Origin of the sequence: Nocardioides halotolerans DSM 19273, assembly GCF_000422805.1 — a bacterium.
GTDB classification, from domain to species: Bacteria; Actinomycetota; Actinomycetes; order Propionibacteriales; family Nocardioidaceae; genus Nocardioides; species Nocardioides halotolerans.
On the sequence record NZ_KE383923.1, the window covers coordinates 698,041 to 719,458 of the forward strand.

General features: G+C 72.8%; 22 protein-coding genes. 13 read left to right on the forward strand and 9 right to left on the reverse strand.

What is annotated here, in order from left to right; genetic code table 11:
* Positions 1–24: 24 nt before the first annotated feature.
* The 3 genes from G514_RS0118225 to G514_RS0118235 form a co-directional block, all read right to left on the reverse strand.
* A complete protein-coding gene (locus tag G514_RS0118225; RefSeq protein WP_028652922.1) occupies positions 25–966 on the reverse strand; it encodes a hypothetical protein in 942 nt (313 codons plus the stop codon).
* A gap of 114 nt (positions 967–1,080) precedes the next feature.
* Positions 1,081–2,007 carry a glycosyltransferase family 2 protein gene (locus tag G514_RS0118230; RefSeq protein ID WP_051247677.1) on the reverse strand — a complete coding sequence of 309 codons (927 nt, stop codon included), beginning with the start codon at positions 2,005–2,007 and terminating at the stop codon, positions 1,081–1,083.
* 3 nt (positions 2,008–2,010) lie between these two features.
* Positions 2,011–3,015 carry a hypothetical protein gene (locus G514_RS0118235; protein ID WP_051247679.1) on the reverse strand — a complete coding sequence of 335 codons (1,005 nt, stop codon included), beginning with the start codon at positions 3,013–3,015 and terminating at the stop codon, positions 2,011–2,013.
* Between the two features lie 254 nt (positions 3,016–3,269).
* On the opposite strand from G514_RS0118235, the gene G514_RS27655 reads away from it, so the two are divergent.
* The 4 genes from G514_RS27655 to G514_RS0118255 are packed head-to-tail and all read left to right on the forward strand — an operon-like array spanning position 3,270 to position 7,330.
* The gene (locus G514_RS27655; protein ID WP_028652925.1) at positions 3,270–4,130 is read left to right on the forward strand and encodes a hypothetical protein; all 861 of its coding nucleotides are present in this window, start codon (positions 3,270–3,272) and stop codon (positions 4,128–4,130) included.
* 27 nt (positions 4,131–4,157) lie between these two features.
* Entirely contained in the window at positions 4,158–5,750 is a 1,593-nt protein-coding gene (locus G514_RS0118245; protein ID WP_028652926.1) for an acyl-CoA ligase (AMP-forming), exosortase A system-associated, read from the forward strand.
* Positions 5,747–6,985 (forward strand): pyridoxal-dependent decarboxylase, exosortase A system-associated, encoded by a 1,239-nt coding sequence (locus G514_RS0118250; RefSeq protein ID WP_028652927.1) that lies wholly within the window; start codon positions 5,747–5,749, stop codon positions 6,983–6,985. The genes G514_RS0118245 and G514_RS0118250 overlap by 4 nt, the downstream gene beginning before the upstream one ends.
* 27 nt (positions 6,986–7,012) lie before the next feature.
* Positions 7,013–7,330 (forward strand): acyl carrier protein, encoded by a 318-nt coding sequence (locus tag G514_RS0118255; RefSeq protein WP_211222172.1) that lies wholly within the window; start codon positions 7,013–7,015, stop codon positions 7,328–7,330.
* A 20-nt stretch (positions 7,331–7,350) separates the two neighbouring features.
* Here G514_RS0118255 and G514_RS27660 read toward each other — a convergent pair whose 3' ends face one another.
* The 3 genes from G514_RS27660 to G514_RS0118270 are packed head-to-tail and all read right to left on the reverse strand — an operon-like array spanning position 7,351 to position 10,274.
* Complete coding sequence (locus G514_RS27660; RefSeq protein ID WP_036565166.1) at positions 7,351–8,274, reverse strand: glycosyltransferase family 2 protein; 924 nt, start codon at positions 8,272–8,274, stop codon at positions 7,351–7,353.
* A gap of 25 nt (positions 8,275–8,299) precedes the next feature.
* Positions 8,300–9,340, reverse strand: a complete 1,041-nt coding sequence (locus tag G514_RS0118265) for an NAD-dependent epimerase/dehydratase family protein (protein ID WP_028652929.1) — start codon at positions 9,338–9,340, stop codon at positions 8,300–8,302.
* Between the two features lie 16 nt (positions 9,341–9,356).
* Positions 9,357–10,274 carry a phytanoyl-CoA dioxygenase family protein gene (locus G514_RS0118270; protein ID WP_028652930.1) on the reverse strand — a complete coding sequence of 306 codons (918 nt, stop codon included), beginning with the start codon at positions 10,272–10,274 and terminating at the stop codon, positions 9,357–9,359.
* Positions 10,275–10,430: 156 nt separating this feature from the next.
* Between G514_RS0118270 and G514_RS0118275 the strand changes: the two genes are divergently transcribed.
* From G514_RS0118275 to G514_RS27675, 6 genes are all read left to right on the forward strand, one after another.
* The gene (locus tag G514_RS0118275) at positions 10,431–11,216 is read left to right on the forward strand and encodes an SDR family NAD(P)-dependent oxidoreductase (RefSeq protein WP_028652931.1); all 786 of its coding nucleotides are present in this window, start codon (positions 10,431–10,433) and stop codon (positions 11,214–11,216) included.
* A gap of 127 nt (positions 11,217–11,343) precedes the next feature.
* Positions 11,344–11,646 (forward strand): PqqD family protein, encoded by a 303-nt coding sequence (locus G514_RS27665; protein WP_051247755.1) that lies wholly within the window; start codon positions 11,344–11,346, stop codon positions 11,644–11,646.
* Between the two features lie 26 nt (positions 11,647–11,672).
* Positions 11,673–11,822, forward strand: coding sequence for a lasso RiPP family leader peptide-containing protein (locus G514_RS31380; RefSeq protein WP_169576492.1), 150 nt, complete (start codon positions 11,673–11,675; stop codon positions 11,820–11,822).
* A gap of 95 nt (positions 11,823–11,917) precedes the next feature.
* On the forward strand, positions 11,918–13,042 hold the full coding sequence (locus G514_RS0118290) for an asparagine synthase-related protein (RefSeq protein WP_036565168.1): 1,125 nt from the start codon (positions 11,918–11,920) through the stop codon (positions 13,040–13,042).
* Complete coding sequence (locus G514_RS29475; RefSeq protein ID WP_051247681.1) at positions 13,039–13,500, forward strand: lasso peptide biosynthesis B2 protein; 462 nt, start codon at positions 13,039–13,041, stop codon at positions 13,498–13,500. Before G514_RS0118290 ends, G514_RS29475 begins: the two co-directional genes overlap by 4 nt.
* Positions 13,497–14,468, forward strand: coding sequence for a phosphoenolpyruvate carboxykinase (ATP) (locus tag G514_RS27675; RefSeq protein ID WP_051247683.1), 972 nt, complete (start codon positions 13,497–13,499; stop codon positions 14,466–14,468). Before G514_RS29475 ends, G514_RS27675 begins: the two co-directional genes overlap by 4 nt.
* A gap of 16 nt (positions 14,469–14,484) precedes the next feature.
* Here G514_RS27675 and G514_RS0118305 read toward each other — a convergent pair whose 3' ends face one another.
* Positions 14,485–15,543, reverse strand: a complete 1,059-nt coding sequence (locus G514_RS0118305) for a nucleotidyltransferase domain-containing protein (RefSeq protein WP_028652933.1) — start codon at positions 15,541–15,543, stop codon at positions 14,485–14,487.
* A 135-nt stretch (positions 15,544–15,678) separates the two neighbouring features.
* Here G514_RS0118305 and G514_RS27680 point away from each other — a divergent pair, with 135 nt between their 5' ends.
* From G514_RS27680 to G514_RS0118320, 3 genes are all read left to right on the forward strand, one after another.
* On the forward strand, positions 15,679–17,547 hold the full coding sequence (locus G514_RS27680) for an ABC transporter ATP-binding protein (RefSeq protein ID WP_036565171.1): 1,869 nt from the start codon (positions 15,679–15,681) through the stop codon (positions 17,545–17,547).
* Positions 17,544–18,239: a polysaccharide deacetylase family protein gene (locus G514_RS0118315; protein WP_028652934.1), complete on the forward strand. Its 696-nt coding sequence runs from the start codon at positions 17,544–17,546 to the stop codon at positions 18,237–18,239. The genes G514_RS27680 and G514_RS0118315 overlap by 4 nt, the downstream gene beginning before the upstream one ends.
* Before the next feature lie 117 nt (positions 18,240–18,356).
* The gene (locus G514_RS0118320; RefSeq protein WP_028652935.1) at positions 18,357–19,586 is read left to right on the forward strand and encodes a class I SAM-dependent methyltransferase; all 1,230 of its coding nucleotides are present in this window, start codon (positions 18,357–18,359) and stop codon (positions 19,584–19,586) included.
* Between the two features lie 190 nt (positions 19,587–19,776).
* On the opposite strand, the gene G514_RS27685 is transcribed toward G514_RS0118320, so the two are convergent.
* Together G514_RS27685 and G514_RS0118330 are read right to left on the reverse strand one after the other, a co-directional pair.
* Positions 19,777–20,880, reverse strand: a complete 1,104-nt coding sequence (locus G514_RS27685) for a class I SAM-dependent methyltransferase (RefSeq protein ID WP_036565174.1) — start codon at positions 20,878–20,880, stop codon at positions 19,777–19,779.
* Complete coding sequence (locus G514_RS0118330; protein ID WP_028652936.1) at positions 20,867–21,418, reverse strand: dTDP-4-dehydrorhamnose 3,5-epimerase family protein; 552 nt, start codon at positions 21,416–21,418, stop codon at positions 20,867–20,869. The genes G514_RS27685 and G514_RS0118330 overlap by 14 nt, the downstream gene beginning before the upstream one ends.

The window sequence follows — 21,418 nt, forward strand, 5'->3', positions numbered from 1 at the left end:
CGGAGGGCGGACGCGTGCTCGTGGTCACCGGCGCCGAGACCTCCCCGTCACCTTCAGCGGCACGTGGGCCATCACGTGCTCGCTCGTGGACCCGTCCGGGGCCGGCCCGGCCGAGCCGCTCCCACCCGCCATCGCGTGGACCGTGAACGGTTCCGCGCTGCGGCGGAGCGGAGGCGCGACGATCGTCGGCTCCAGCCCCCTCTCGGGTCCCCGCTCGGAGACCAGTGGGGCGGCCCGCGAACCCCGGTCCGGTGCATCGGTGGGCGGCGAGAACGTCGGACGCGGTGGCACCGCGGCCGCCGCGGCCGCCGCTGCCCTCGCCTGCTTGCGAGCCCGTCGCGCGTGTCGCAGGTAGGCGATGCCGAAGCAGAGCAGGAACCCCAGGACGAACGTCACTCCACCCATCCGGATCGGCCTGCTGGCGTCGACCTCGGGCGCCGTCGGGGAGACGACGTCGATGAGCGAGACGTAGGTGTTCTCCGGGGCCTTGAGGTCCTTCTGGAACTCGTTCAGCTTCGTGCGGAGCATCTGCTGGGCGTCGACCACGACCCGGCGTGCCTCGTCCTTGGACACGCTGCGGCCCTCGACGTAGAGGAACGGCCCGTCGAGCCCGAGCAGCTCGGGGTTGGTGCGGCCGTCGTTGACGACGAGCCGGGTCGCCCCGCCCTTGGCGCCGAGCTCGGCGAGCGCCTCCTTGGTCGTGATCGACTGGATGAGGATGCCCGAGGTCGTCGACAGGCTCGAGTTGAAGTTGAGGATCGGGTTGGTCAGCTGGGTCGGCTCGTCGGGGTCCAGCGACTGCGAGCCGCCGTACTCTGTCGTCGTCAGCACCATCGTCGTGCTCGACACGTAGGTGACCGGGGTCCCCATGAAGGCGAGGGCGCCGAGCGTCAGCGCGACCAGGACGGTGGGGACCATCACCTTCGGGCGCCGGAGCAGGCCGGCGATCGTGCTCCAGAACTCCATGCGCCTCTCGTCCCTGTCGTGCCCGTGGCCTCGCAGCACGCTAGGCGGCGGCCCCCCGCACCACGTCCCGGCGCGTGCGACGTCCCCTGAATAGGGGACGACGCGCGATGGGCCTCACCCCGCCGCGTGCGACGCGGCCCGCGGCGAGCGCCCGGTGAGGCGCTCCACGTCGGCGACCCGGCGGCGTACGGCGTTCCGCTTGCCCCGGGCGTAGAACCGCACGAGCTCCGCGCGCGCCCGGCGCCGCTGCGCCGCGTCGAGGGGCGAGCGCGCGATCCAGTGGTCCAGCTCGCGGCACTGGAGCAGCACCCGCACGTGTCGCCGCCACTCCGGGACGCCGAGCAGCCGGGCGATGGCGGCAGGCGGGTCGTCGCTCCAGTGGCGGCCGGCGAGCGGCGCCGCGATGTGCCCCCACGGTCCACCGAGCGCGAGCCGGACGGCGAAGACCTGGTCCTCGCGCATCATGTTCCGCCTCGGGACGGCCGCCAGGTCGCGGCGGATCGTCGCGTAGAGCGGGTCGACCCCCGGCACGTCATTCGTGAGCATCTGCAGCATCGCGGCGAGACGCCTGACCGGGTCCGGCGACGACATTGCCGTGGGGTCGTAGCCGGCCTGCGCCGACGCGACGCCCGTCTCGTCCCCGTAGACGAGCTCCGTGGTGACCACCACCCGGCGCGGGTCCTCGCGGAACACCTCGAGCACGCGCGCGACGAAGTCGGGTGCGAGCCAGTCGTCGTCGCCGATCCAGCGCACGTAGGTCCCCGTCGTGGTCTGCGCGGCGCTCACGAAGTTGTTGAGCAGGCCCACGTCGACCGGGTGCCGGCGGTAGACGACGCGCGGGTCGGCGTCCGCGTACGCGCGGCAGAGGTCCTCGGTGCCGTCGGTCGAGGCGTTGTCGCTGATGACCAGCTCGACGTCGGCGCAGGTCTGCGCCAGCACGGACTCGATGACCGGCGCCAGCGTGTCCGCGCCGTTGCGGACCGGCAGCGCGACCGAGACCTGGGGACGGCGCCGTCCGCGCGTGGGCTGCTCGGTGACCACGCGCTAGCCGACCCGTTCCAGCCAGATCTCGCGCCACCAGCAGATGTACTCACGAGGGCAGTTGGCCGTGAAGGCGCCCTCGCAGACGATGTCCTCCAGGATGATGCAGGGGTTCTTCATCGTGAGCATCCGGCCGGTGCGCTCGTCCACCAGCCGCGTGGCGCGAGCCTTGACCCGCGCGGTCCGACCGCAGAACCGGGACATCTCCGCGTCGAACCCCATCCCGCGGTTGAGAAGGTTCGAGTCGAGGGTCGCCATGATCTCCTCACGCGACTTGATCCGGACCAGCTCGCCCGGCTGCAGGTCGAGGTGCTCGGTCGGCGTGCGACCGCTGCGTACGCCGCCCTGCAGGAAGCCCCAGTGCAGCCCACCGCGGATCAGCAGGAACCGGGGCAGGAGCTTCTTGGTGAAGTCCTGGTAGCGGTTGAACAGGCGGACCAGGAACGCGGTGAGGACCGCGCGCACGCCGGCGTTCCCGGACACGACGTCGTCGCGGTACTGGCTGAGCTGCTTGAGCGGCAGTCGCTGCGGTGCGGCCCGGGGCATCTCCGTCGCCTGGCAGGACCAGCGGGTCTCGCCGTCGTCGAACGGCTCCTTCCTGCTGTTGAGGACCAGCAGCGGCAGCAGCTCGCGCCTGCCTGCGTCGGGCGTGGACGGGAGGGGGTCGTCCGGGTCGACGCGCTTGAGCCAGCGCTCCTTCCAGTAGATCGAGCAGGCGTTCTGGCACCCGTCGTGTGCCGAGCCGTCGCACCGCGACCCGGTCAGGTGCACTGCGTCGTACATCCGCCGCATGCCCGTCATGCCGACGTAGTCGCAGAGCTTGTGCGCGACCTTGTGGACGGTCATCCGTCGTCCGCAGAGAGCGAGCATCTCGGGCATGAAGGGCAGCCCGTCGAGCTCGCCGTGCTCGTCCAGCGTCGCCCGGATCTCGTCGGCGCTGAGCACCTCCACGAGGTCGCCCACCTTGAGACCCAGTCCGCTCGTCGCTGCGACGTCCACCGTCGTCATCGATCGCCCCCGTCCCCCTCGATCTCGCCTGTCCACGTGGGCTCGGCACGCGTGGCCAGGACGCTAGGTCGCCACCGCACCGCCCGAGCCGGACGGGCCCGCGCTGCCCTGAAATTGGGGACGGCGGCCGCCGACGCGCGCGCGGACGGGCGGCGCGGCCCTCGAGCGCCGGTGCCGGGCCCAGGTCTCCCCAGGATTGGGGACGGGCGCGGAGAAGCGCCTGCGGCGGCGCCGACCGTTCCTATCGTGACGGCGTGTCCGAGAAGCCGGCCCTGCTGCCCATCGAGCGCGCCGACCTGCCGGCCGTGGGCGAGTTCCTGAGCCGGCACCTCAACCCGCGGCTGAGCCCCGCGGAGTGGGCGGCCTCGATCGTGCCTCCCTGGGTGGTCGACTCCCCCAACCACGGTCTCCGGCTGGTCCACGACGGCGAGCTGGTCGGCGTCCACCTCGCGTTCTACTCCCAGCGCCTCGTCAACGGAACCGTGGAGGACTTCTGCAACCTGGGCGCGTGGTGCGTGCTCGAGACGCACCGCAGCCACGGGATCCGGATGCTGCGCGCCCTGCTCGCCCAGCCCGGCTACAGCTTCACCGACCTCTCCCCCAGCGGCGCCGTGGTCCCGCTCAACCAGCGGTTGCGGTTCAGCACGCTCGACACCGACACGGTGCTGATCCCGGCGCGGCCCCTCCCCTGGCCCCGGCGGACCCGCGTCGTCGACGACCTCGACGTGATCGAGTCCCGGCTGACCGGCGCGGACAAGGTGATCTTCGAGGACCACCGGCGCGCGACTGCGGCTCGCCACCTGCTGCTGCAACGCGGCGACCGGACCTGCTACGTGATCTTCCGCCACGACCGCCGCAAGGGCGTGCCGGCGTTCGCCTCGATCCTGCACGTGAGCGACCGCGAGCTGTTCGCCGCGTCCGTCACCGAGCTGACCCGCCACCTCCTCCTGCACCACGGCGTGCTCTGCGTGCTCGGCGAGCTCCGCGTCATCGGCTCCCGGCCGTCGCTCGCCCTGCGCCTCAAGAAGCCCCGCCCGAAGATGTTCCGCAGCGCGAGCGTCGGTGCCGACGCGATCGACGACCTGTACAGCGAGCTGACCTGCGTGGCGTGGTAGCCGCGCTGCGAGAGAACCGGTACGCCCATGAGAGTCCACGCGCACGACCTGCTCGCCGAGCAGGCCGCCCTGCGAGGCGAGCGGCCCGCACTGACCTACCGCGACGTGACCGTCGACTACGCCCGGCTCCACGACACGTGCCGCGCGCTCGCGGCGGGCCTGCGGGAGATCGGTCTCGAGAGCGGCGACCGGGTGGGGGTCCTGCTCGACAAGCGCATCGAGACGGTCGTCGCGATCTTCGGGACCTCAGCGGCCGGTGGCGTGTTCGTGCCCGTCAACCCGGTGCTCAAGCCGGACCAGGTCGCCTACATCCTCGACGACTGCGACGTGCGCGTGCTGGTCACCACGCGCCAGCGGTGGGCGCAGCTGTCCCACCAGGCCGAGGAGCTGGAGCACCTCCGGGAGGTGGTCCTGGTGGACGGCACGACCGCCGAGACCGGCGAGACCGGCGCGGGTTCGAGGTTCGGCCGGGTCACCCTCCATCGCTACGACGACCTGGTGGCCGGGCCGGGTCGGCAGCCCGACCGGGACCCCGGCGTCGACCTCGACCTCGCAGCCATCCTCTACACCTCCGGGAGCACCGGTCGCCCCAAGGGTGTCGTGCTCAGCCACCGCAACCTGCTCGTCGGCGCGGAGTCGGTCAGCAGCTACCTCGAGAACGACGCCGACGACGTCGTCCTCGCGGCCCTGCCGCTGAGCTTCGACGCCGGGCTGAGCCAGCTCACGACGGCGTTCGCGAGCGGCGCGCACGTGGTGCTGGTCAACTACCTCCTGCCCCGTGACGTGGTCCGCCTGTGCGCGAAGCACCGGGTCACCGGGCTGACCTGCGTCCCGCCGCTCTGGATCCAGCTGGTCGGCGAGTCGTGGCCCGCCGAGGCCACGCAGAGCCTGCGCTACTTCGCCAACACCGGCGGACGGATGCCGGCGAGCACCCTGGCCCGGCTCCGCAGCATCTTCCCCGACGCCCGCCCCTACCTCATGTACGGGCTCACCGAGGCCTTCCGCTCGACCTACCTCGACCCGGACGAGGTGGACCGTCGCCCGGACTCGATCGGCAAGGCGATCCCGAACGCCGAGGTGCTGGTGCTGCGCCCCGACGGCTCGCGCTGCCGCCCCGGCGAGGAGGGCGAGCTGGTCCACCGCGGGCCGCTCGTCGCCCTCGGCTACTGGAACGACCCCGAGCGGACCAGCCAGCGCTTCCGCCCCTACCCGAGCCCGGCGCCGTCGTGGCGGGCCCCCGAGATCGCGGTGTGGTCCGGCGACACGGTGGTTGCCGACGAGGAGGGCTTCCTCTACTTCGTCGGCCGCTCCGACGAGATGATCAAGACCTCGGGCTACCGCGTGAGCCCGACGGAGATCGAGGAGGCGGCCTACGCCACCACCCTGGTCCGCGACGCGGTCGCGCTCGGCGTCGACGACCCGGCGCTCGGGCAGCGGGTCCTCCTGGTGGTCACCGCGCCTCGCGGCAGCGCACTCGACACCGCGACCCTCGACGGCGCGCTCCGGCGCACGCTGCCGACGTTCATGGTGCCGTCGGAGATCCTCGTGCTGCCCGAGGTCCCGCGGTCCGCCAACGGGAAGTTCGACCGCGTGCTCCTCCGCAAGGAGGTGGTGTCGTGAACGTCGACGACCACGTGGCGCCGTTCGTGCACGAGGGTCGGCTCTGCGTGGGAGGGATCGAGCTGCATCGCCTGGCCGAGCAGGTCGGGTCGACGCCGTTCTTCGCCTACGACCGCGGCCTCGTGAGCCGCCGGATCGCGGCGACGCGCGCGGCCCTGGGGTCCGACATCGAGCTCGGCTTCGCGGTCAAGGCGAACCCGATGCCCGCGCTCGTGCAGCACGTCGCAGGATCGGTCGACTGGCTGGACGTCGCGTCCGCCGGTGAGATGCAGGTGGCCCTCGACGCCGGCAAGGAGCCCGCTGCCGTGAGCTTCGCCGGGCCTGGGAAGACGGACGCCGAGCTGCGACGGGCGGTCGCCGCCGGCGTGCTGCTGGAGCTCGAGTCGGCGGGCGAGGCCCGGCGGGCGGCCGCTGCCGGCTCGGCTCTCGGGCTCCGACCGCGGGTGGCGATCCGGGTCAACCCCGACTTCACGGTCAAGGGGTCCGGCATGCGCATGGGCGGAGGCCCGCAGCAGTTCGGCGTCGACGTCGAGCAGGTGCCGGGCCTGCTGGACGAGCTCTCGAGCACCGACGTGGCGCTCGAGGGGTTCCACGTGTTCGCCGGCTCGCAGAACCTGCACGCGGAGATCCTCGTCGAGGCGCAGCGCCAGACCGTCCAGCTCCTCCTCGAGCTCGCGGTGAAGTGGCCCGAGGAGATCACCTACCTCAACCTCGGCGGCGGCTTCGGCATCCCGTACTTCGACCGCGACCAGCCGCTCGACCTGCGCGCCGTCGGCGAGAACCTGCAGCGCCTCGTGGCCGAGGAGGTGCGGCCGGCGCACCCGGCGGCACGCGTCGTCGTCGAGCTCGGTCGCTACCTGGTCGGTGAGGCGGGGCTCTACGTGACCCGGGTGGTCGACCGGAAGACCTCGCGCGGGAAGACCTACGTCGTGGTCGACGGCGGGATGCACCACCAGCTGGCGGCGTCCGGGAACTTCGGGCAGGTGATCCGGCGCAACTACCCGCTCACCACCGGCCGGGTCGCGGCCGGCACCGAGAGCATCGGCACCGAGACCGAGCGGGTCAGCGTGGTCGGTGCGCTGTGCACCCCGCTCGACCTGCTCGGTGACGACGTCGAGCTGCAGCGCACCGAGCCCGGCGACCTCGTGGTGCTGCTCCAGGCCGGCGCGTACGGGTTCACGGCGAGCCCGACGAGGTTCCTCGGCCACCCCGACCCGGCCGAGATCCTGGTCTGAGAGAAGACGACGATGGAGGAGACGCCCGTGGATGCACAGACGCAGCTGCCGACCGCCGCCCCGGGCGACGGGGGGCTCGACGGGGCGCTCGACGGGGTGCTCGACGACGTGGTCGACGTCCTCGTGCGCGTGCTGGCGATCGAGGACCGCCGGCAGACGTTCGACGCGTCGACACCGCTGCTCGGCGAGCTGCCCGAGCTCGACTCGCTCGCGGTCGTGGAGCTCGCTGTCGCGCTCGAGGAGCGGTTCGGCATCGTGATCGACGACGACGACTTCACCGGCGAGGTCTTCGACACCGTGGGCACCCTGGCGGAGTTCATCGCGGCCAAGGTGCGCGGCGCCTGACCCGCCCACCCCCACGCCGCTCAGCGCAGCTGCGCGAGCGAGGTGACGCGGCGCGAGGGGAGGAGCAGGGCCGCGAGGGCGGCCCGGGCGGTGCGCTGGCCCGCGGCCGCGCGCAGGGCCATGCCGACGGCCAGCGCGGCGGAGTAGGCGAGGCTCCGGACCGCGCCGTGCCGCTGACGGTAGAGCTTGGCGCGGCTGAGCGTCATCAGCGCGGCGAGGCTGGGCCGGGTGCCCGACTCGCCGCCGATGTGCTCGATGACCGCGGCCGGCTCGTACCACGTCCGCCAGCCGTGGTCGCCCGCCCGCAGCAGGTACTCGGTCTCCTCGCTGTAGAGGAGGAATGTCTCGTCCCACGGCCCCACCGCATCTACGACCGGCCACGCGATGAGCAGGGCCGCGCCGGTGATCCAGGGCACGGGCCCCGGCCGGTCGTGCGGCTCCTCGTCGAAGACCAGCTCACCCACACCGAGCCGGTCGGCGACCCGGCCGCCCAGGACGGACTCCACCAGGGCGCCCCTCACGGTCGGCAGCCGGCGCAGGCTCGGCTGCAGGGAGCCGTCCGGGTTGAGCATCCGGGGCGCGACGACGGCGCGGTCCGGGAGGCGCACGGCCCGCGCGAGGGTCGCGAGCATGTCCGGCCGGAGCCGGCAGTCGGGGTTCAGCACCATGACCGCGTCGGGTGGCTGCTTGCGCAGCGACGCGATGCCGGCGTTGAGCCCGGCCGCGTAGCCGGCGTTCTCGATCAGCTGGACGATCGAGACCGGCAGCCCGTCGAACGCCTTGGCCACCTCGGCCGAGTCGTCGTCCGAGGCGTTGTCGACCACCACGACGTCGGTGAGCTCGACGCCGTCGGCGCCCCCGTCACGGATCGACTCCAGGCAGCCGGGCAGCACGTCGGCGCTGTTGTAGGTCACCAGGACGACGGCGACTCGGGGGCGGCTCACCGGGCTGGTCCTCGGTGCCGAGGGATCAGTCCGCCGGCGCCGGGTCGGCCCCGACGCGTCGCAGGTCGTCGTCCAGGCGACCGGCGGCCTTGAGCCGGTTGACCTGCTGCAGCCGCACGAACGAGTCCTCGAACTGCTCGATGGTGAGCGCGTACCGGCTCATGTCGCTCGCGAGCTCGTCGATGCCGGCAGCCACGGTCCAGACGGGGTGGAACCCCGGGAGCTGGGACTGGATCTTGCCGAAGTCGACGCGGTAGTCCCGCTTGTCGGCCGAGGCACCCTCGGCGAACGTGACCGGCGCGCCGGTCCGCTCGGAGACCGCCTGGGCGATCGTCCGGATCTGGACGACGTCCTCGTCGCGCCCGACGTTGAACGCCTGGTCGTGGACGACCTCGCGGTCGGCCTCCAGCACGGCGAGGAACGCTCGCGAGATGTCCTCGGCGTGCACCAGCGGGCGCCACGGCGACCCGTCGCTCTGCAGCCTCACCTCGCCGGCCGTGAGGGCGGCGCCGGTCAGGTTGTTGACCACGATGTCGGCACGCAGCCGCGGGCTCGACCCGTAGGCGGTGGCGTTGCGCAGGTAGGTCGGGCTGAAGTCGTCGTCGGCGAACTTGCCGATCAGCTGCTCGGCCATGACCTTGCTCTCGCCGTACGGCGTCACCGGGTTGAACGGGCTCTCCTCGGTGACCGCTCCGTCGCCCGCGGCGCCGTACAGGCTGCACGACGAGGAGAAGACGTAGCGCGGCACGCCGGCGTCGCGGGCGACCTGCGCGAGGTGCGCAGCTCCGTGGGCGTTCACCGAGTAGGTCGCCTCGGGGTTGAGGTGGCCGACCGGGTCGTTGGAGATCGCGGCGAGGTTCACGACCGCGTCGAAGCCGGCGAGGTCCTCCGGCCGCTGGTCACGGATGTCACCGGTGCGTGACTCGTAGCCTCCCGGCTGCGGGCCGAAGTCGCACCCGTCGTACCACCCGGCGTCGAGCCCGACGACGTCGTGACCCGCCCGCATCATCATCGGCACGAGGACGGCACCGATGTAGCCGCGATCTCCGGCAACGAGGACTCGCATCGACCAGGCCCGCCCTTCAGCTCGAGTAGATCGCGTACTGCAGCAGCTCGTCCGGCACGCCCACGTCGTACGGCGCGATCACCTCGGCGGGCAGCCGCTCCTGGTCGGAGACGCGCAGGTAGTCGCGCATGGTCGTCCCGGTGCAGTGCGAGTCGACGTTCACGGCGCCTCGGCCGGCCTCGACGTCGCCTCGGTGGACGACGCGGAAGTCGACGCTGACCCGGGTCCGGCCCGAGGTGTTCGGCACCGACGAGTGCAGCTGCGCGCCGGAGAACACCATCGTCCCGCCGACCGGCGGCACCGGCCGGATCTGCGGGTCGAGGGCGATCGGCTCCTCCGGCTTCGGCTGGTCGCGGGTGTCCTCGCCGATCTGGGAGGCGGCGATCGCGCGGCTGTCGCGGTTCCAGGCGTAGTAGTTGTAGCGCTCGCTGCCGTTCGCGATGCCCTTGGCGAAGTAGTCCGGGTGGAAGGCCACCACGTTGTCGGGGCTCACGTCGTAGATCGGGAGCCACCAGTTGAGCTGCATCATCGGTGCGGAGTACCACGTGTCGCGGTGCGGGTGGAACGCGTAGGCGATGCCCGTCGTCAGGTAGTTGTCCGAGGTCGACGTGCGCAGCCGCGGCACGTCGAAGTAGGTCAGCTCCGGGTCGCAGCCGTGCTCGACCAGGATCTCGCGGAGGTGGACCTTCGACTCCGGGTGGTGGATGAACGTCGGCTTGAACGAGCCGAGCACCTCGGCGTACTCCTTGACGTCCATCTCGTACTGCGCCGTCTCCGGGTCACGACCGCCGAAGGCGTCCTCGATCAGCCCGCGGGTGAACGCGACGAACGCCTGGATCGCCGGGGAGTGGGTGTGGACGAAGATGTCACCGTCGTAGAGCGCGTGGCGCCGCTCGTCGTCGGTGCACGTCGGGTCGACGATCACACTGGTCACGAAAGCCTCCAGAGAGCATGGGCGAGATCTGGGTCGCCAGGAGTGATGACACCCGACTCCCGCGCACCGGTTCGGGGAACCGCTCGGGCATACCTCACATTGGGGACCCTCCTGCGGCACTGGACTTTGACCGGCTCGCCGGGATACTTCGGGGTCGTGGACCTGAGGCTGACCGGCAGACGGGCACTCGTGACCGGTGCGAGCCGGGGCATCGGGCTCGCGATCGCGCGCGGGCTGGCCCGGGAGGGGGCGGTCGTGTCGATCGCCGCCCGCAACGCCGACGGCCTCGCCGAGGCCGTCGACCTGCTCGCTCGCGACGGCCTGGAGGTCCACCCGTACGTCGTCGACGTGTCCGACCCGGCCGCGCTCGAGGAGACCGTGACCCGGTCGGCGACCGAGCGCGAGGGCCTCGACCTGCTGGTCGCCAACGCCGGCTCGTCGCGGGGCGGCGGCCTGCAGGCCTCGACCGCGGACGACTGGATGTTCACCCTCGGGGTCAACGTCGTCCACGCGGCCACCGCGATCCGGGCGGCCGTGCCCTGGCTGTCGGCGTCGGGCAACGGCGCGGCTCTGGTGATCGGGTCGATCAGCGGGTGGAAGCCGCGGGCCAGCTCGTCGTACGCCGTCTCGAAGGCCGCCGCCATCCACCTCGCGCCGGCGCTGGCGGTCGAGCTGGCGCGCGAGCGGATCCGGGTCAACACCCTGAGCCCGGGCTCGGTGCAGTTCGAGGGCGGTCGATGGGCCCGGACCCAGGCCGCGGACCCCGAGGCGCACGCGCGGTTCGTGGCCGAGAACCTTCCGGGCGGCCGGTTCGTGACGCTGGAGGAGGTCGCCGACGCGGCGTGCTTCCTGCTGAGCCCGCGCGCCGGCGGCATCAACGGCGCCCACGTCGCCGTGGACGGGGCCCAGGACCGGCCCACGGACCGCCCCGTCTACCCCTGACGTCACACGCGCCGGACGGTCGTACCCCAATGTGAGTATGCCCCGCGCGGAGGCGCCTGCAGCCGCCGTCGCTGCCTACCCTCCCATCAGCGATTTCAGGCAGTTCCAGCCTCATCGGATGGGGATCATGAGACTACGTGTGGACGACATCACCTGGCGCGAGATCGACGGCGACCTGGTGATCCTCGACCTGCGCACCTCCACCTACCTGACGGCCAACGCCAGCGGCACGGTGCTGATGAGGGAGCTGACCGAGGAGCGGACCCTTCAGCAGCTGGTCCAGGCCCTGGCCGACGCGTTCGACCTCCCTGAGACGCGGGCGCAGCAGGACGCGCAGAGGTTCGTCGGCGAGCTCGACGCGCACGGCCTGCTCGAGGGCACTGCTCGGGAGCGCCACCCCGATCCCGTCGCCGTCTCCGGCGGCAGGTGAGTCACGAACGCAAAGGAGGTGTACCAGTGCACGAACACTACGAGTCGCCGAAGCTGACGACGGTCGGATCCGTCAGGAGCCTGACGATGGGCCAGGGTTTCCACGGAAACGACGACCACCTCGTCTTTACCGTATTTGGGTACGACATCGACATCCCGTACGGCACAGGCTCGTGACGCTCGGCGGGGACCGGGGGGTTCGCCGGGAGTCTCGGCGTCCCCCTGGTCGTCGTCGGAGCCCGATTGCTGACCCTTTCCTCCGCCCCGCACCGTTGGAGGTCGCGGCCGGCTGGGTCTATGGATCCGTCCCGCCACCGCCGCAGACTCGATCCAGCGCCACGCCCCGCGAGGCCCTCGACGACGCCATCCGGCCGGCCCTGGTCCGTGGCCCCTGCTACGTCACGTTCTCCGGCGGCCGCGACTCCTCGGCCGTGCTGGCCGCGGCGACGGCGCTCGCCCGCCGCGAGGGCCACGAGCCCCCCGTCCCGGTCACGCGCATCTACCCCGACCTGCCTGACACCGACGAGAGCGACTGGCAGCGTGCGGTGATCGACCACCTCGGCCTGACCGAGTGGGTCCGCCTCGAGCTCCGCAACGGCGAGTCCGACCTCCTCGGCCCGACTGCTCGCGACGCGCTCTGGAGCCGCGGGGTCCTGTGGCCACCGGCGCTGCAGTCGACCGGCGTGGTCTTCGAGCACCTCCGTGGTGGGTCGTTGCTGACCGGCGAGGGCGGCGACGCCGTGCTGGGCTCACGGCGTGTCACGCCCCTGGCTGTCCTCCGCCGCCGTCGCCGTCCGGACCGCGCGACCATCCGCTACTCCGCCCTCGCCGTGCTCCCCTATCGAGCACGTCAGCAGATCGCACGGCGGACGGTGCGGACCACGGTCCAGCGACGGTGGCTGCGTCCCGCCGCCTTCGAGCGACACGTCCGGCTGCTGGCGGTCGATGCCTGCGCGGAGCCGCTCGGCTACGGCGCGGCCATCAGGTCGATCAGCCGCCAGCGACCCTTCGCGACCATCTCGCACAACCACGCAGCGGCAGCTGCGGAATACGGCATCCGGGCGGCTGACCCGCTGCTGGACCATCGCTTCGTGGAAGCCCTGGCGCGGGCCGGCGGTCGCACCGGCTTCCCCGGGCGCACCGCGACCATGCACGCCCTCTTCTCCGACGTCCTGCCTCCGGCAGTCCTGGGCCGGACCACGAAGGCGTCGTTCAACCAGGTCAACGCCGGCGCGGCCACCCGCGACTTCGCGCGGACGTGGGACGGGAGCGGCGTCGACGAGGAGCTCGTCGACGTGGAGCGGCTCCGGAGCGTCTGGCTCTCCGACGAGCCGACGATGGCGACCGGACTGCTGCTCCACAGCGCCTGGCTCGCGGCCACAGGGGGCACGCCGTGACCGGCCGACGATCGAGGATCCCGTCCGTCCGCGCCGCTGAGATCCCCGACCTGTGCGCCGCACTCGTCGTCGCCCTCGTGGTCGAGGTCGGCCTGCGGACCACCACACTGCCGCGGCTTGCCCGAGCGCTCGGAGCACCGCTCGCCGTCGACGGGTTCGACAGCTACGCCGAGCGGGCTGAAGCCGTGCTGCTCCCCAGGTGGGCGGTCCTGCGCATGGACGCCGTCCGGCGCGTCCTGCGGCACTGGCCGTTCGGGGACACCTGCCTGCGCCAGGCGCTGGTGTGCGGCTGGCTGCTGCGACGCCTGCGTCCCGCGCTGCAGCTCGGCGTCGCCAAGGTCGACGGCGAGGTGCGGGCCCATGCGTGGCTCGTCGTCACCGGCACCGTCGTCGACCCGCGCCGGGCCGTGTCGTCGTACCGACCCCTCACCGCGGTGCCGACGGGAGCCGACCGATGAGCGAGCTGACCCGCGTCTACGGCCTCACCGTCCGTTCGGAGATCCCGCTGCACGTGCGCCGACCGGCCCCTGTCGTGGCGCCGGTCGACCTCGAGCTCGTGCTCGGCGCGCCGGCCGTGCGCACCGACGCGATGCCGCCGGGCCGGGTGCTGCTCGACCTGCGCGGGAACACGCACTACTACGCCGCCACCGCCGTCGACGACGGCTTCCGGCTGCGGTTCTTCGGCTCGTGCGACGTCGAGCTCGACCCGGGCCTGACCCGCGCCACCGTGCATCCCGCCCCCGGCCTCGACCCCGACCTGCTGTCGGTGCTCGTCAGCGGGACGCTGCTGGCGTTCGTGCTGGCCATGCGCGGCAAGCCCGTCCTGCACGCGAGCGCGGTCGAGGTCGACGGCGCCGCGCTGGCCTTCGTCGGCGCCTCCGGCATGGGGAAGTCCACGATGGCGACGCTGCTGTGCGCGGACGGCGCCCGCCTCGTCACCGACGACGTGCTGCTCCTCGACACGACGGCCTCCCCACCGACCTGCTCGCTGGGCGCGACCGAGCTTCGCCTCCGCAAGGGTGCGGACGACCTGTCCGAGCGGTTCGCCCACGCGGGGAGCGCGCCGCAGCTCCGCACGACCGGTGATGCTCGACAGGCGCTCGCCGCCGTGCCGGCGACCACGGAGGACCTCCCGCTCGCGGCGCTCGTCGTGCCCGTGCCCGACCGCTCACCCGAGCGGCACACCACCGAGATCACGCGGCTGTCGCCGACGGAGGCGCTGCTGATCCTCTCCCGCTTCCCACGCCTGCTCGGCTGGCAGGACGCCTCGGTCCGCCGGACGGCCTTCCACCACCTCGCGGACGTCGCCGACCGGGTGCCGGTCCACGCGGCCGTGCTGCCCTGGGGTCCGCCGTTCCCGGAGACCCTGGCTGCGGACGTGCTCCACGCCACCGGACTGAGGGCAGAGCAGTGTGCCGGGGTCTGACCCGAGGCGGGGGCCGTCAGCGCGTCGGGCTGGCCGTGCCGGAGACGACCTCGACGGCGGCGATCCACGCCTCGACGTCCTCGCGCCGGGCCGCGGCCGACGACTCCGGGGCACGCGCAGGCCGGGCTCGGTCGACGGCCCCGACCAGCCCGTTCCTGAGTGCCGCGGCGGCCGTGCGCGTCGCGCTCGGCCGCGCGGCGCGTGCCACCCGTCGCGGCCAGGAGGCCTCGCGCCGCACCGCGGCCGTGGGCGACGCGGCGTCGATGGTGGACACCAGGACTCCGAAGCCGCGTGAGAGCCCCAGCCGGCGGTCCAGGTCTGCGGGCACTGGCGTGCCGAGCACACGCCGGGCCCTGCCGAGCACCAGCCCGACCTGCGCCACCGCGCCCCACGACCGAGCCCGGTCGGCCACGGCCTGCCAGTCGTCAATCCGCCGCGCCGCCTGGTCGACGTCGAGCAGGTGGAGCAGGCGCATCGCCGCCGAGAACGCCGCGTGGTGGCACAGGTGGACCAGCGTGTCGGCGGGGTCGAGCGTGCGCGCGCTCACCGATCCGATGGTGAGCGGGGTGCTGCGCGCGAGCAGCCCGGCGGTCGGGACGTGGAACCTGCGGCGCATCGTCTCGGAGAGCACGAGCGACCAGTGCAGGTCGACGAGCGTGCTGCCGGGGCGGCCTACCTCGAGCTCCCCGGTCACCTCGTCGTTGAGGAGGTCGTGCCGCGTGGCGAGCGGCTGCCAGCCGGCACCGAGCACCCGCTCGCAAGCCGTGCGCAGGTCACCCGGGGCGACCAGGAGGTCGAGGTCGCCGTACGACCGCAGGCCGGTCGCCGGGTGGAGCGTCTCGGAGAGCACCGGGCCCTTGAAGACCACCCAGCGCACGTCGCCCAGCACACTGGCGACCGCCTCGAGGGAGGTCGTCGCCCGCACGTGGTGCGTGAGCGCGCTGTCGCGGTCCTCGCGGAGCAGCGCCGCGAGCTCGGGTCTGGTCTCCCGGAGCGCGACGTGCGCGAGCGGAGCGATGCGGTGGAAGCGCACGGCGCGGACGAGCCCGTCCGCGATGCCCGGCAGGTCCGGCACGTCGGGTCTCTCGCCGCGGCAGACGGCGACACACACCGCGTCGACGGCTCGCCGCACGGTCCTGTGCCGCACCGCAACCTCCCGTCCTGCTCCACTCGCCTCGCGAGGCGACGCTAGCCGACCGGAGGCGCTGCCGTGAGCGGCGACTTCGTCCCTGCCGACCCCCTCGCCCTGCGCGTCGCCGCCCGGTCGGGCAGCAAGTCGATGGGCCGGCTCTGGGGGCTCGTGCGGAGCAGCCTGGTGCTCGTCTGGTCCTCCGGGAAGCGACTGCTCAGTGCACTGGTCGCCGTCCAGATCCTGTCGGCGCTCGCGCTCGCCGCCACGGTGCTGACGATCCAGCAGGTGCTGAGCGGCATCCTCGACGCCCAGGACGGCGGCCGCGTGATGGGCGACGTGCTGGTGCCCGTCATCGTCCTGGCCTCGCTGTCGGGCGTCGCGGCGGTGGCGGGCGCGGTCCAGGGCCAGCTGCAGCGGCTCCTCGGCGAGTCGGTGGCGCGGACGATGTGGGGCAAGGTGCTCGGCGTTGCGACCGGGGTCGGCCTGCGCTTCTTCGAGTCCCCCGACTTCTACAACCGCCTCAACCGGGTGCAGACCAGCGCCATGCTGCGACCGCACCAGGTGACGACGGGGCTGTTGTCGATGGCCGGCGCGCTCGCTGCCTGCGTCGGTCTGGGAGTCACGCTCGTCACGATCTCGCCGATCCTGCTGCCGCTCGTCGTCATCGCGGGCATCCCGCTGCTGATCACCAGCAGCCGGGAGTCGCGGATCGAGTTCGAGTTCTCGGTCCGGCAGACGCCCGCGGTCAGGCTGCGGGGCTACTTCACCGTGCTCCAGTCCGGGCGTGACGAGGCCAAGGAGGTCCGCGCCTTCGGGCTGCCGGCCTGGCTCGCCGCTCGGTTCGACGACCTCTACGCCACCTACCTGCGGGACCTGCGCGCGCACGTGATCCGTCGCGGGTTGCTCAGCCTGGTCGGCCAGCTCGGCGCCGCCGTCGTCCTCGGCGGCACCCTGATCGCCCTCGTCGCGCTGATCGACCGCGGGGACATCGGCGTCGCCGAGGCCGGGGCGGCGATCGTCGCGATCCGGCTGCTGGCGACCCAGGTGCAGGCCCTGTTCCGCGGTGCGCAGTCGATCTTCGAGTCGGGTCTCTTCCTCGACGACCTCCGCCAGTTCCTCGCCCTCGGCGAGATCGCCGTGGAGGAGGACGAGGGTCAGGAGCCACCGGAGCGGTTCGAGATGATCCGCGCCGAGGATGTCCGGTTCCGCTACCCCGGCGCTCCGCGCGACGCGCTCCAGGGCGTCGACATCGAGCTGCGGGCCGGCGAGGTGGTCGCGCTGGTCGGCGAGAACGGATCCGGCAAGACCACCCTGGCCAAGCTGCTGGCCGGCCTCTACCAGCCCGACGGCGGCCGCGTCACGTGGGACGGGCACGACGTGGCGGCGTTCCGCCCCTCGAGCCTGCGGCAGCGCATCGCCGTGGTGTTCCAGGACTTCGTGCGCTATGCGCTGCCGGCGACGGACAACATCGCGCTGGGCCGGATCGACCGTCCCGTCGATCCGCTCCGGGTCAGGGCGGCAGCGACCGCAGCCGGGGCCGACTCGAAGCTCGAGGGACTCCCCCACGGCTACGACACGATCCTGTCGCGCATGTTCACCGGCGGCACCGACCTGTCCGGCGGGGAGTGGCAGCGCGTGGCGCTGGCGCGCTCCTTCTACCGCGACGCGCCGCTGCTGATCCTCGACGAGCCGAGCTCGGCGCTCGACCCGCGCGCCGAGCACGAGCTGTTCGCGACCCTGCGCGACGCGCTGCGGGACCGCACGGCGCTGTTCATCTCGCACCGGTTCTCGACCGTGCGCGGCGCGGACCGCATCTACGTGCTCCACGAGGGAGAGATCGTCGAGCAGGGCACCCACGACGAGCTGGTGAGCCGCGACGGGCGGTACGCCGAGCTCTTCCGCCTGCAGAGCCAGCTGCAGATCCACGGGGAGCCGGCGGCGCCATGACGCGAGCCGACGGCGGGCGGTGGGTCTGCAACGTCAACGTCCACGGCGTCGGCGTACCGACCCGGCCGCTGGAGGAGGGCGAGGACGAGGTCTGGGTGTCGGTCGAGCAGCTCGAGGGCCTGCTCGACGCCGCGGTCGGGCGCCCGGAGGTCGTGATCACCTTCGACGACGGCAACATCTCCGACCTGGAGATCGGCCTGCCCATGCTGCTCGAGCGCGGGCTGACCGCTCGCTTCTACCCCTGCGCGGGGCTGATGGGAGAGCCCGGGCGCCTCGACGAGTCCGACATCCGGGAGCTGCACGCCGCCGGGATGGTGATCGGCTCGCACGGGTGGAGGCACCGCGACTGGCGGACGCTGGGCCGGGACCCCGTCGGTGCGCCCGCGGCCGAGGAGCTGGTGCGCGCGCGGCAGACGCTCGAGCGCGTGATCGGCGCGGAGGTGACCGAGGTGGCGGTGCCGTTCGGCTCCTACGACCGTCACGTCGTGAGCGCCCTGCGCCGGACCGGCGCGAGCCGGGTCTACACCAGTGACGGCGGCTGGGCCCGGCCCGGCGCCTGGCTGCAGGCGCGCACCAGCATCCGCGCCGACCACGGCGGCGACTTCCCGAGCCGGGTCATGTCGCATCGTCCGGGTCCTCGCCGCCGGCTCCGCGGCCGCGCGGCCCAGCTCGCCAAGCGCCTGAGGGGTTAGACGCGATCCCCCATTCCGGGTACGTCGCCGCGAGTCGGGCATCCGTGCCCCACCCCGCTCCTAGCGTCAGCAGCGTCCACAGCCCTGCGCCCGCGCCCGAACGAGAGGAGGTCGGCGATGATCGTCCCCAAGTGCCGCCTCTGCGGCACCGACCTCACGCAGACCTTCGTCGACCTCGGCATGTCGCCGCCGTGCGAGAGCTACCTCGAGGCCGACCGGCTCGACCGGGGTGAGACGTTCTACCCCCTGCATGTGCGGATCTGCTCGTCGTGCCTGCTGGTCCAGCTCCCGGCGTACCTCTCCGGTGAGGACATCTTCAGCCACTACGCCTACTTCTCGTCCTACTCCGACTCCTGGGTGGCGCACGCGAAGCGCTACGTCGACGGGGCCGTCGAACGGCTCGGGCTCACCGAGGACTCGTTCGTCGTCGAGGTCGCCAGCAACGACGGCTACCTGCTCCAGCACGTGCGCGACCGCGGCATCCGCTGCCTCGGCATCGAGCCGGCGGCGAACATCGCCGACGTGGCCCGCGCCAAGGGCATCGACACGGTCTGCGAGTTCCTCGGGCAGGCGACGGGCACCGCGGTGGCCGCGCAGTACGGCCAGGCCGACCTGGTGGCGGCCAACAACGTCTTCGCGCACGTGCCGAGCATCGTCGACTTCGCGCGCGGCCTCCGCGCCCTGCTCAAGGACGACGGCACGGTCACCATCGAGATCCCGCACCTGCTCCGGCTGATCGAGGACCGCCTCTACGACACGATCTACCACGAGCACTACTCCTACCTGTCGCTCCTCACCACCCAGCGGGTGCTCGCGGAGGCCGGCCTGACGGTCGTCGACGTCGACGAGCTGCCGACCCACGGCGGCTCGCTGCGCACCTGGTCGATGCCGACCGCGACCGCGACCGAGCCGACCGAGCGCGTCGCCAAGGTGCTCGCCGACGAGCGCGCCGCCGGCCTCGACACGGTCGAGGGCCACGCCGGCTTCGCCGACGTCGTCAGCGCCGCCCGCGACGACCTGGTGGAGTTCCTCATCGCCGCCCGCCGCGAGGGCAGGACGGTCGCCGGCTACGGCGCCCCCGGCAAGGGCAACACGCTGCTCAACCACGCCGGCGTCCGCGAGGACCTGCTCTCCTACACGGTGGACCGCAGCACCTTCAAGCAGGGCATGTTCCTGCCTGGCACCCACATCCCCATCCACGCCCCGGAGAAGCTGGCCGAGACGAAGCCCGACTACATCCTGATCCTCCCGTGGAACCTCCGCGAGGAGATCTCCGCCCAGCTCGAGTACGCCCGCGACTGGGGCGCCCAGCTCGTCGTACCGCTCCCCCAGCTCGAGGTCTTCTGACCCCGCCCTGACCCGGCCGAGCCCGTCGCACTCTGTGGGTCGACGGGCTCGACCGCGTCTGGGCTAGATCGACCACCGGTCGAGGTCCGGAAGTTGGCCGGTGGCCGGCTCTCGAAAGTGCGCCGCGTCGTTCGCGGCGGAATGCCCCGCACCTTCACAGGTGGCGGTCGCCGCCTGGGATGGCGCGTGGTCAGTGCCGACCGTAGACCACCCAGCGGTCGGCGAGCGCGGGCCAGGCGTCGCGCAGCTCGTCGGAGAGGTCGGGGAGCATGAGCAGGATGCTCGTGGGGTCGTCGGCCAGCATCGCCTCGGGTGATACCACCGGGATGTCGGTGCCGGGCATGCGGCGGCCCTGCTTGGCGGGAGCGCCGTCGGCGATGCCGGCGACGGCACCGGGAGGCAGGTCGGCGGCGGCGAGGACGGCCACGGCGCGGGAGCCGGCGCCGTAGAGCCAGGCTCCGTCGGGCTGGTCCGCTACCCAGTTTCGGAGCCAGCAGACGTCGGACTCCAGCGCGGCTCCGAGCGTGGCCATCGCCGAGACGTCGAGCACGCCGGCGGCCAGCTCGGCGCGGTGCAGATCTTCGAGCGCCGCGGCCTCGTGGGCCGGGCCCGCACCGCTGCGTGAGGCGAGCAGGAGCACCGATCCGCTGTAGAGCGGGTAGCTGCGGGCCGCGACGACGGAGAGCCCGACGTCGGCCAGCAGCCGCCGCGCGGCCGGGACGCTGTGGTAGGCGAAGTGGCCGTGTCGTAGGGCGTTCCACTCGCGGCGCCGGAGGGTGGCGGCGTAGGTCGGGAACTGCAGGAGCAGCACGCCGTCATCGGCCAGCGCGTCGGCGCGGGCCCGGAGCCCGGCGGCCTGGTCGCGGTCGTGCATCAGCCCGTAGACGTCGATCACGACCGAAGCCTGGGAGCCCGAGGCGGGCCGGAAGCCGCGCTCGACGAGCGCGTCGGCCCAGGAGCCGCCGTGCGGGCTGGCGAACTCGACGAACTCCCCCGGCTCGATCAGCCCGGCGCCGAGGAGGTCGGCGACGGCCTCGTGCGCCTGCAGCACGGCGGCGCGCGGCTCGATCGCTCGCGGCTCCTCGGCCACGGTGGCGTCGGCCATCAGCTGTGCCAGGCCGCAGTCGGCGCACCACCACATCGCGAGCGGGTGGCGCGGGTCCGGCCCGGGGTCGGAGGTGGGCGGGAAGTGGTCGGCGGCCGGCTGCTCACCCAGGTCGAGGACGACCTCGCCGTGGGGCGACCGACAGCCCCGGCAGCGGTGGGCGTCGGAGGCGGACTCAGCCGTGGACATCGACCGCGGTGAGGTTGCGCCACGAGCCCGCGGACCGGTCGCGGGGGCTGAGGGTGTCGGCCGGCAGCGGCCAGGCGATGGCGAGGTCCGGGTCGTCGTACCGCACCGAGACGTCCTCGGCGGGATCGTGGGCGCGGTCGATGCGGTAGCAGATGTCGGCGACCTCGCTCAGCACCTGGAAGCCGTGCAGGAACCCCCGCGGCACGTAGAGCATCCAGAACTGCTCGTCGTCCAGGCGGAAGGCCTGGTGCTGCCCGAACGTCGGCGAGCCCGGCCGCGCGTCGACGACCACGTCGAGGATCGCCCCGCGGGCACACCGCACCAGCTTGGCCTCGCCGGCACCGCTCCGTCCGTGCAGGCCCCGCAGCGTCGCGTGGCCCGAGCGTGACTGCGAGTCCTGCACGAACGACGCCGGGTCGAGCCCGTGCGCCCTCGCCACGTCCGCGTCGAAGGTGCGCGTGAAGAACCCGCGATCGTCCCGGTGCGGCGCGGGGCGGAACAGGAGCACGTCGGCCAGCCCGACCGCGTCGACCTGCAT

What these genes read in the sequence shown, in the direction of transcription:
- G514_RS0118225 (WP_028652922.1), bottom strand. Translation starts at nt 966, where the DNA reads ATGGAGTTCTGGAGCACGATCGCCGGCCTGCTCCGGCGCCCGAAGGTG.
- G514_RS0118235 (WP_051247679.1), bottom strand. Translation starts at nt 3,015, where the DNA reads ATGACGACGGTGGACGTCGCAGCGACGAGCGGACTGGGTCTCAAGGTG.
- G514_RS0118245 (WP_028652926.1), top strand. Translation starts at nt 4,158, where the DNA reads ATGAGAGTCCACGCGCACGACCTGCTCGCCGAGCAGGCCGCCCTGCGA.
- G514_RS0118265 (WP_028652929.1), bottom strand. Translation starts at nt 9,340, where the DNA reads ATGCGAGTCCTCGTTGCCGGAGATCGCGGCTACATCGGTGCCGTCCTC.
- G514_RS27665 (WP_051247755.1), top strand. Translation starts at nt 11,344, where the DNA reads ATGAGACTACGTGTGGACGACATCACCTGGCGCGAGATCGACGGCGAC.
- G514_RS27675 (WP_051247683.1), top strand. Translation starts at nt 13,497, where the DNA reads ATGAGCGAGCTGACCCGCGTCTACGGCCTCACCGTCCGTTCGGAGATC.
- G514_RS0118315 (WP_028652934.1), top strand. Translation starts at nt 17,544, where the DNA reads ATGACGCGAGCCGACGGCGGGCGGTGGGTCTGCAACGTCAACGTCCAC.
- G514_RS0118320 (WP_028652935.1), top strand. Translation starts at nt 18,357, where the DNA reads ATGATCGTCCCCAAGTGCCGCCTCTGCGGCACCGACCTCACGCAGACC.
- G514_RS27685 (WP_036565174.1), bottom strand. Translation starts at nt 20,880, where the DNA reads ATGTCCACGGCTGAGTCCGCCTCCGACGCCCACCGCTGCCGGGGCTGT.
- G514_RS0118330 (WP_028652936.1), bottom strand. Translation starts at nt 21,418, where the DNA reads ATGCAGGTCGACGCGGTCGGGCTGGCCGACGTGCTCCTGTTCCGCCCC.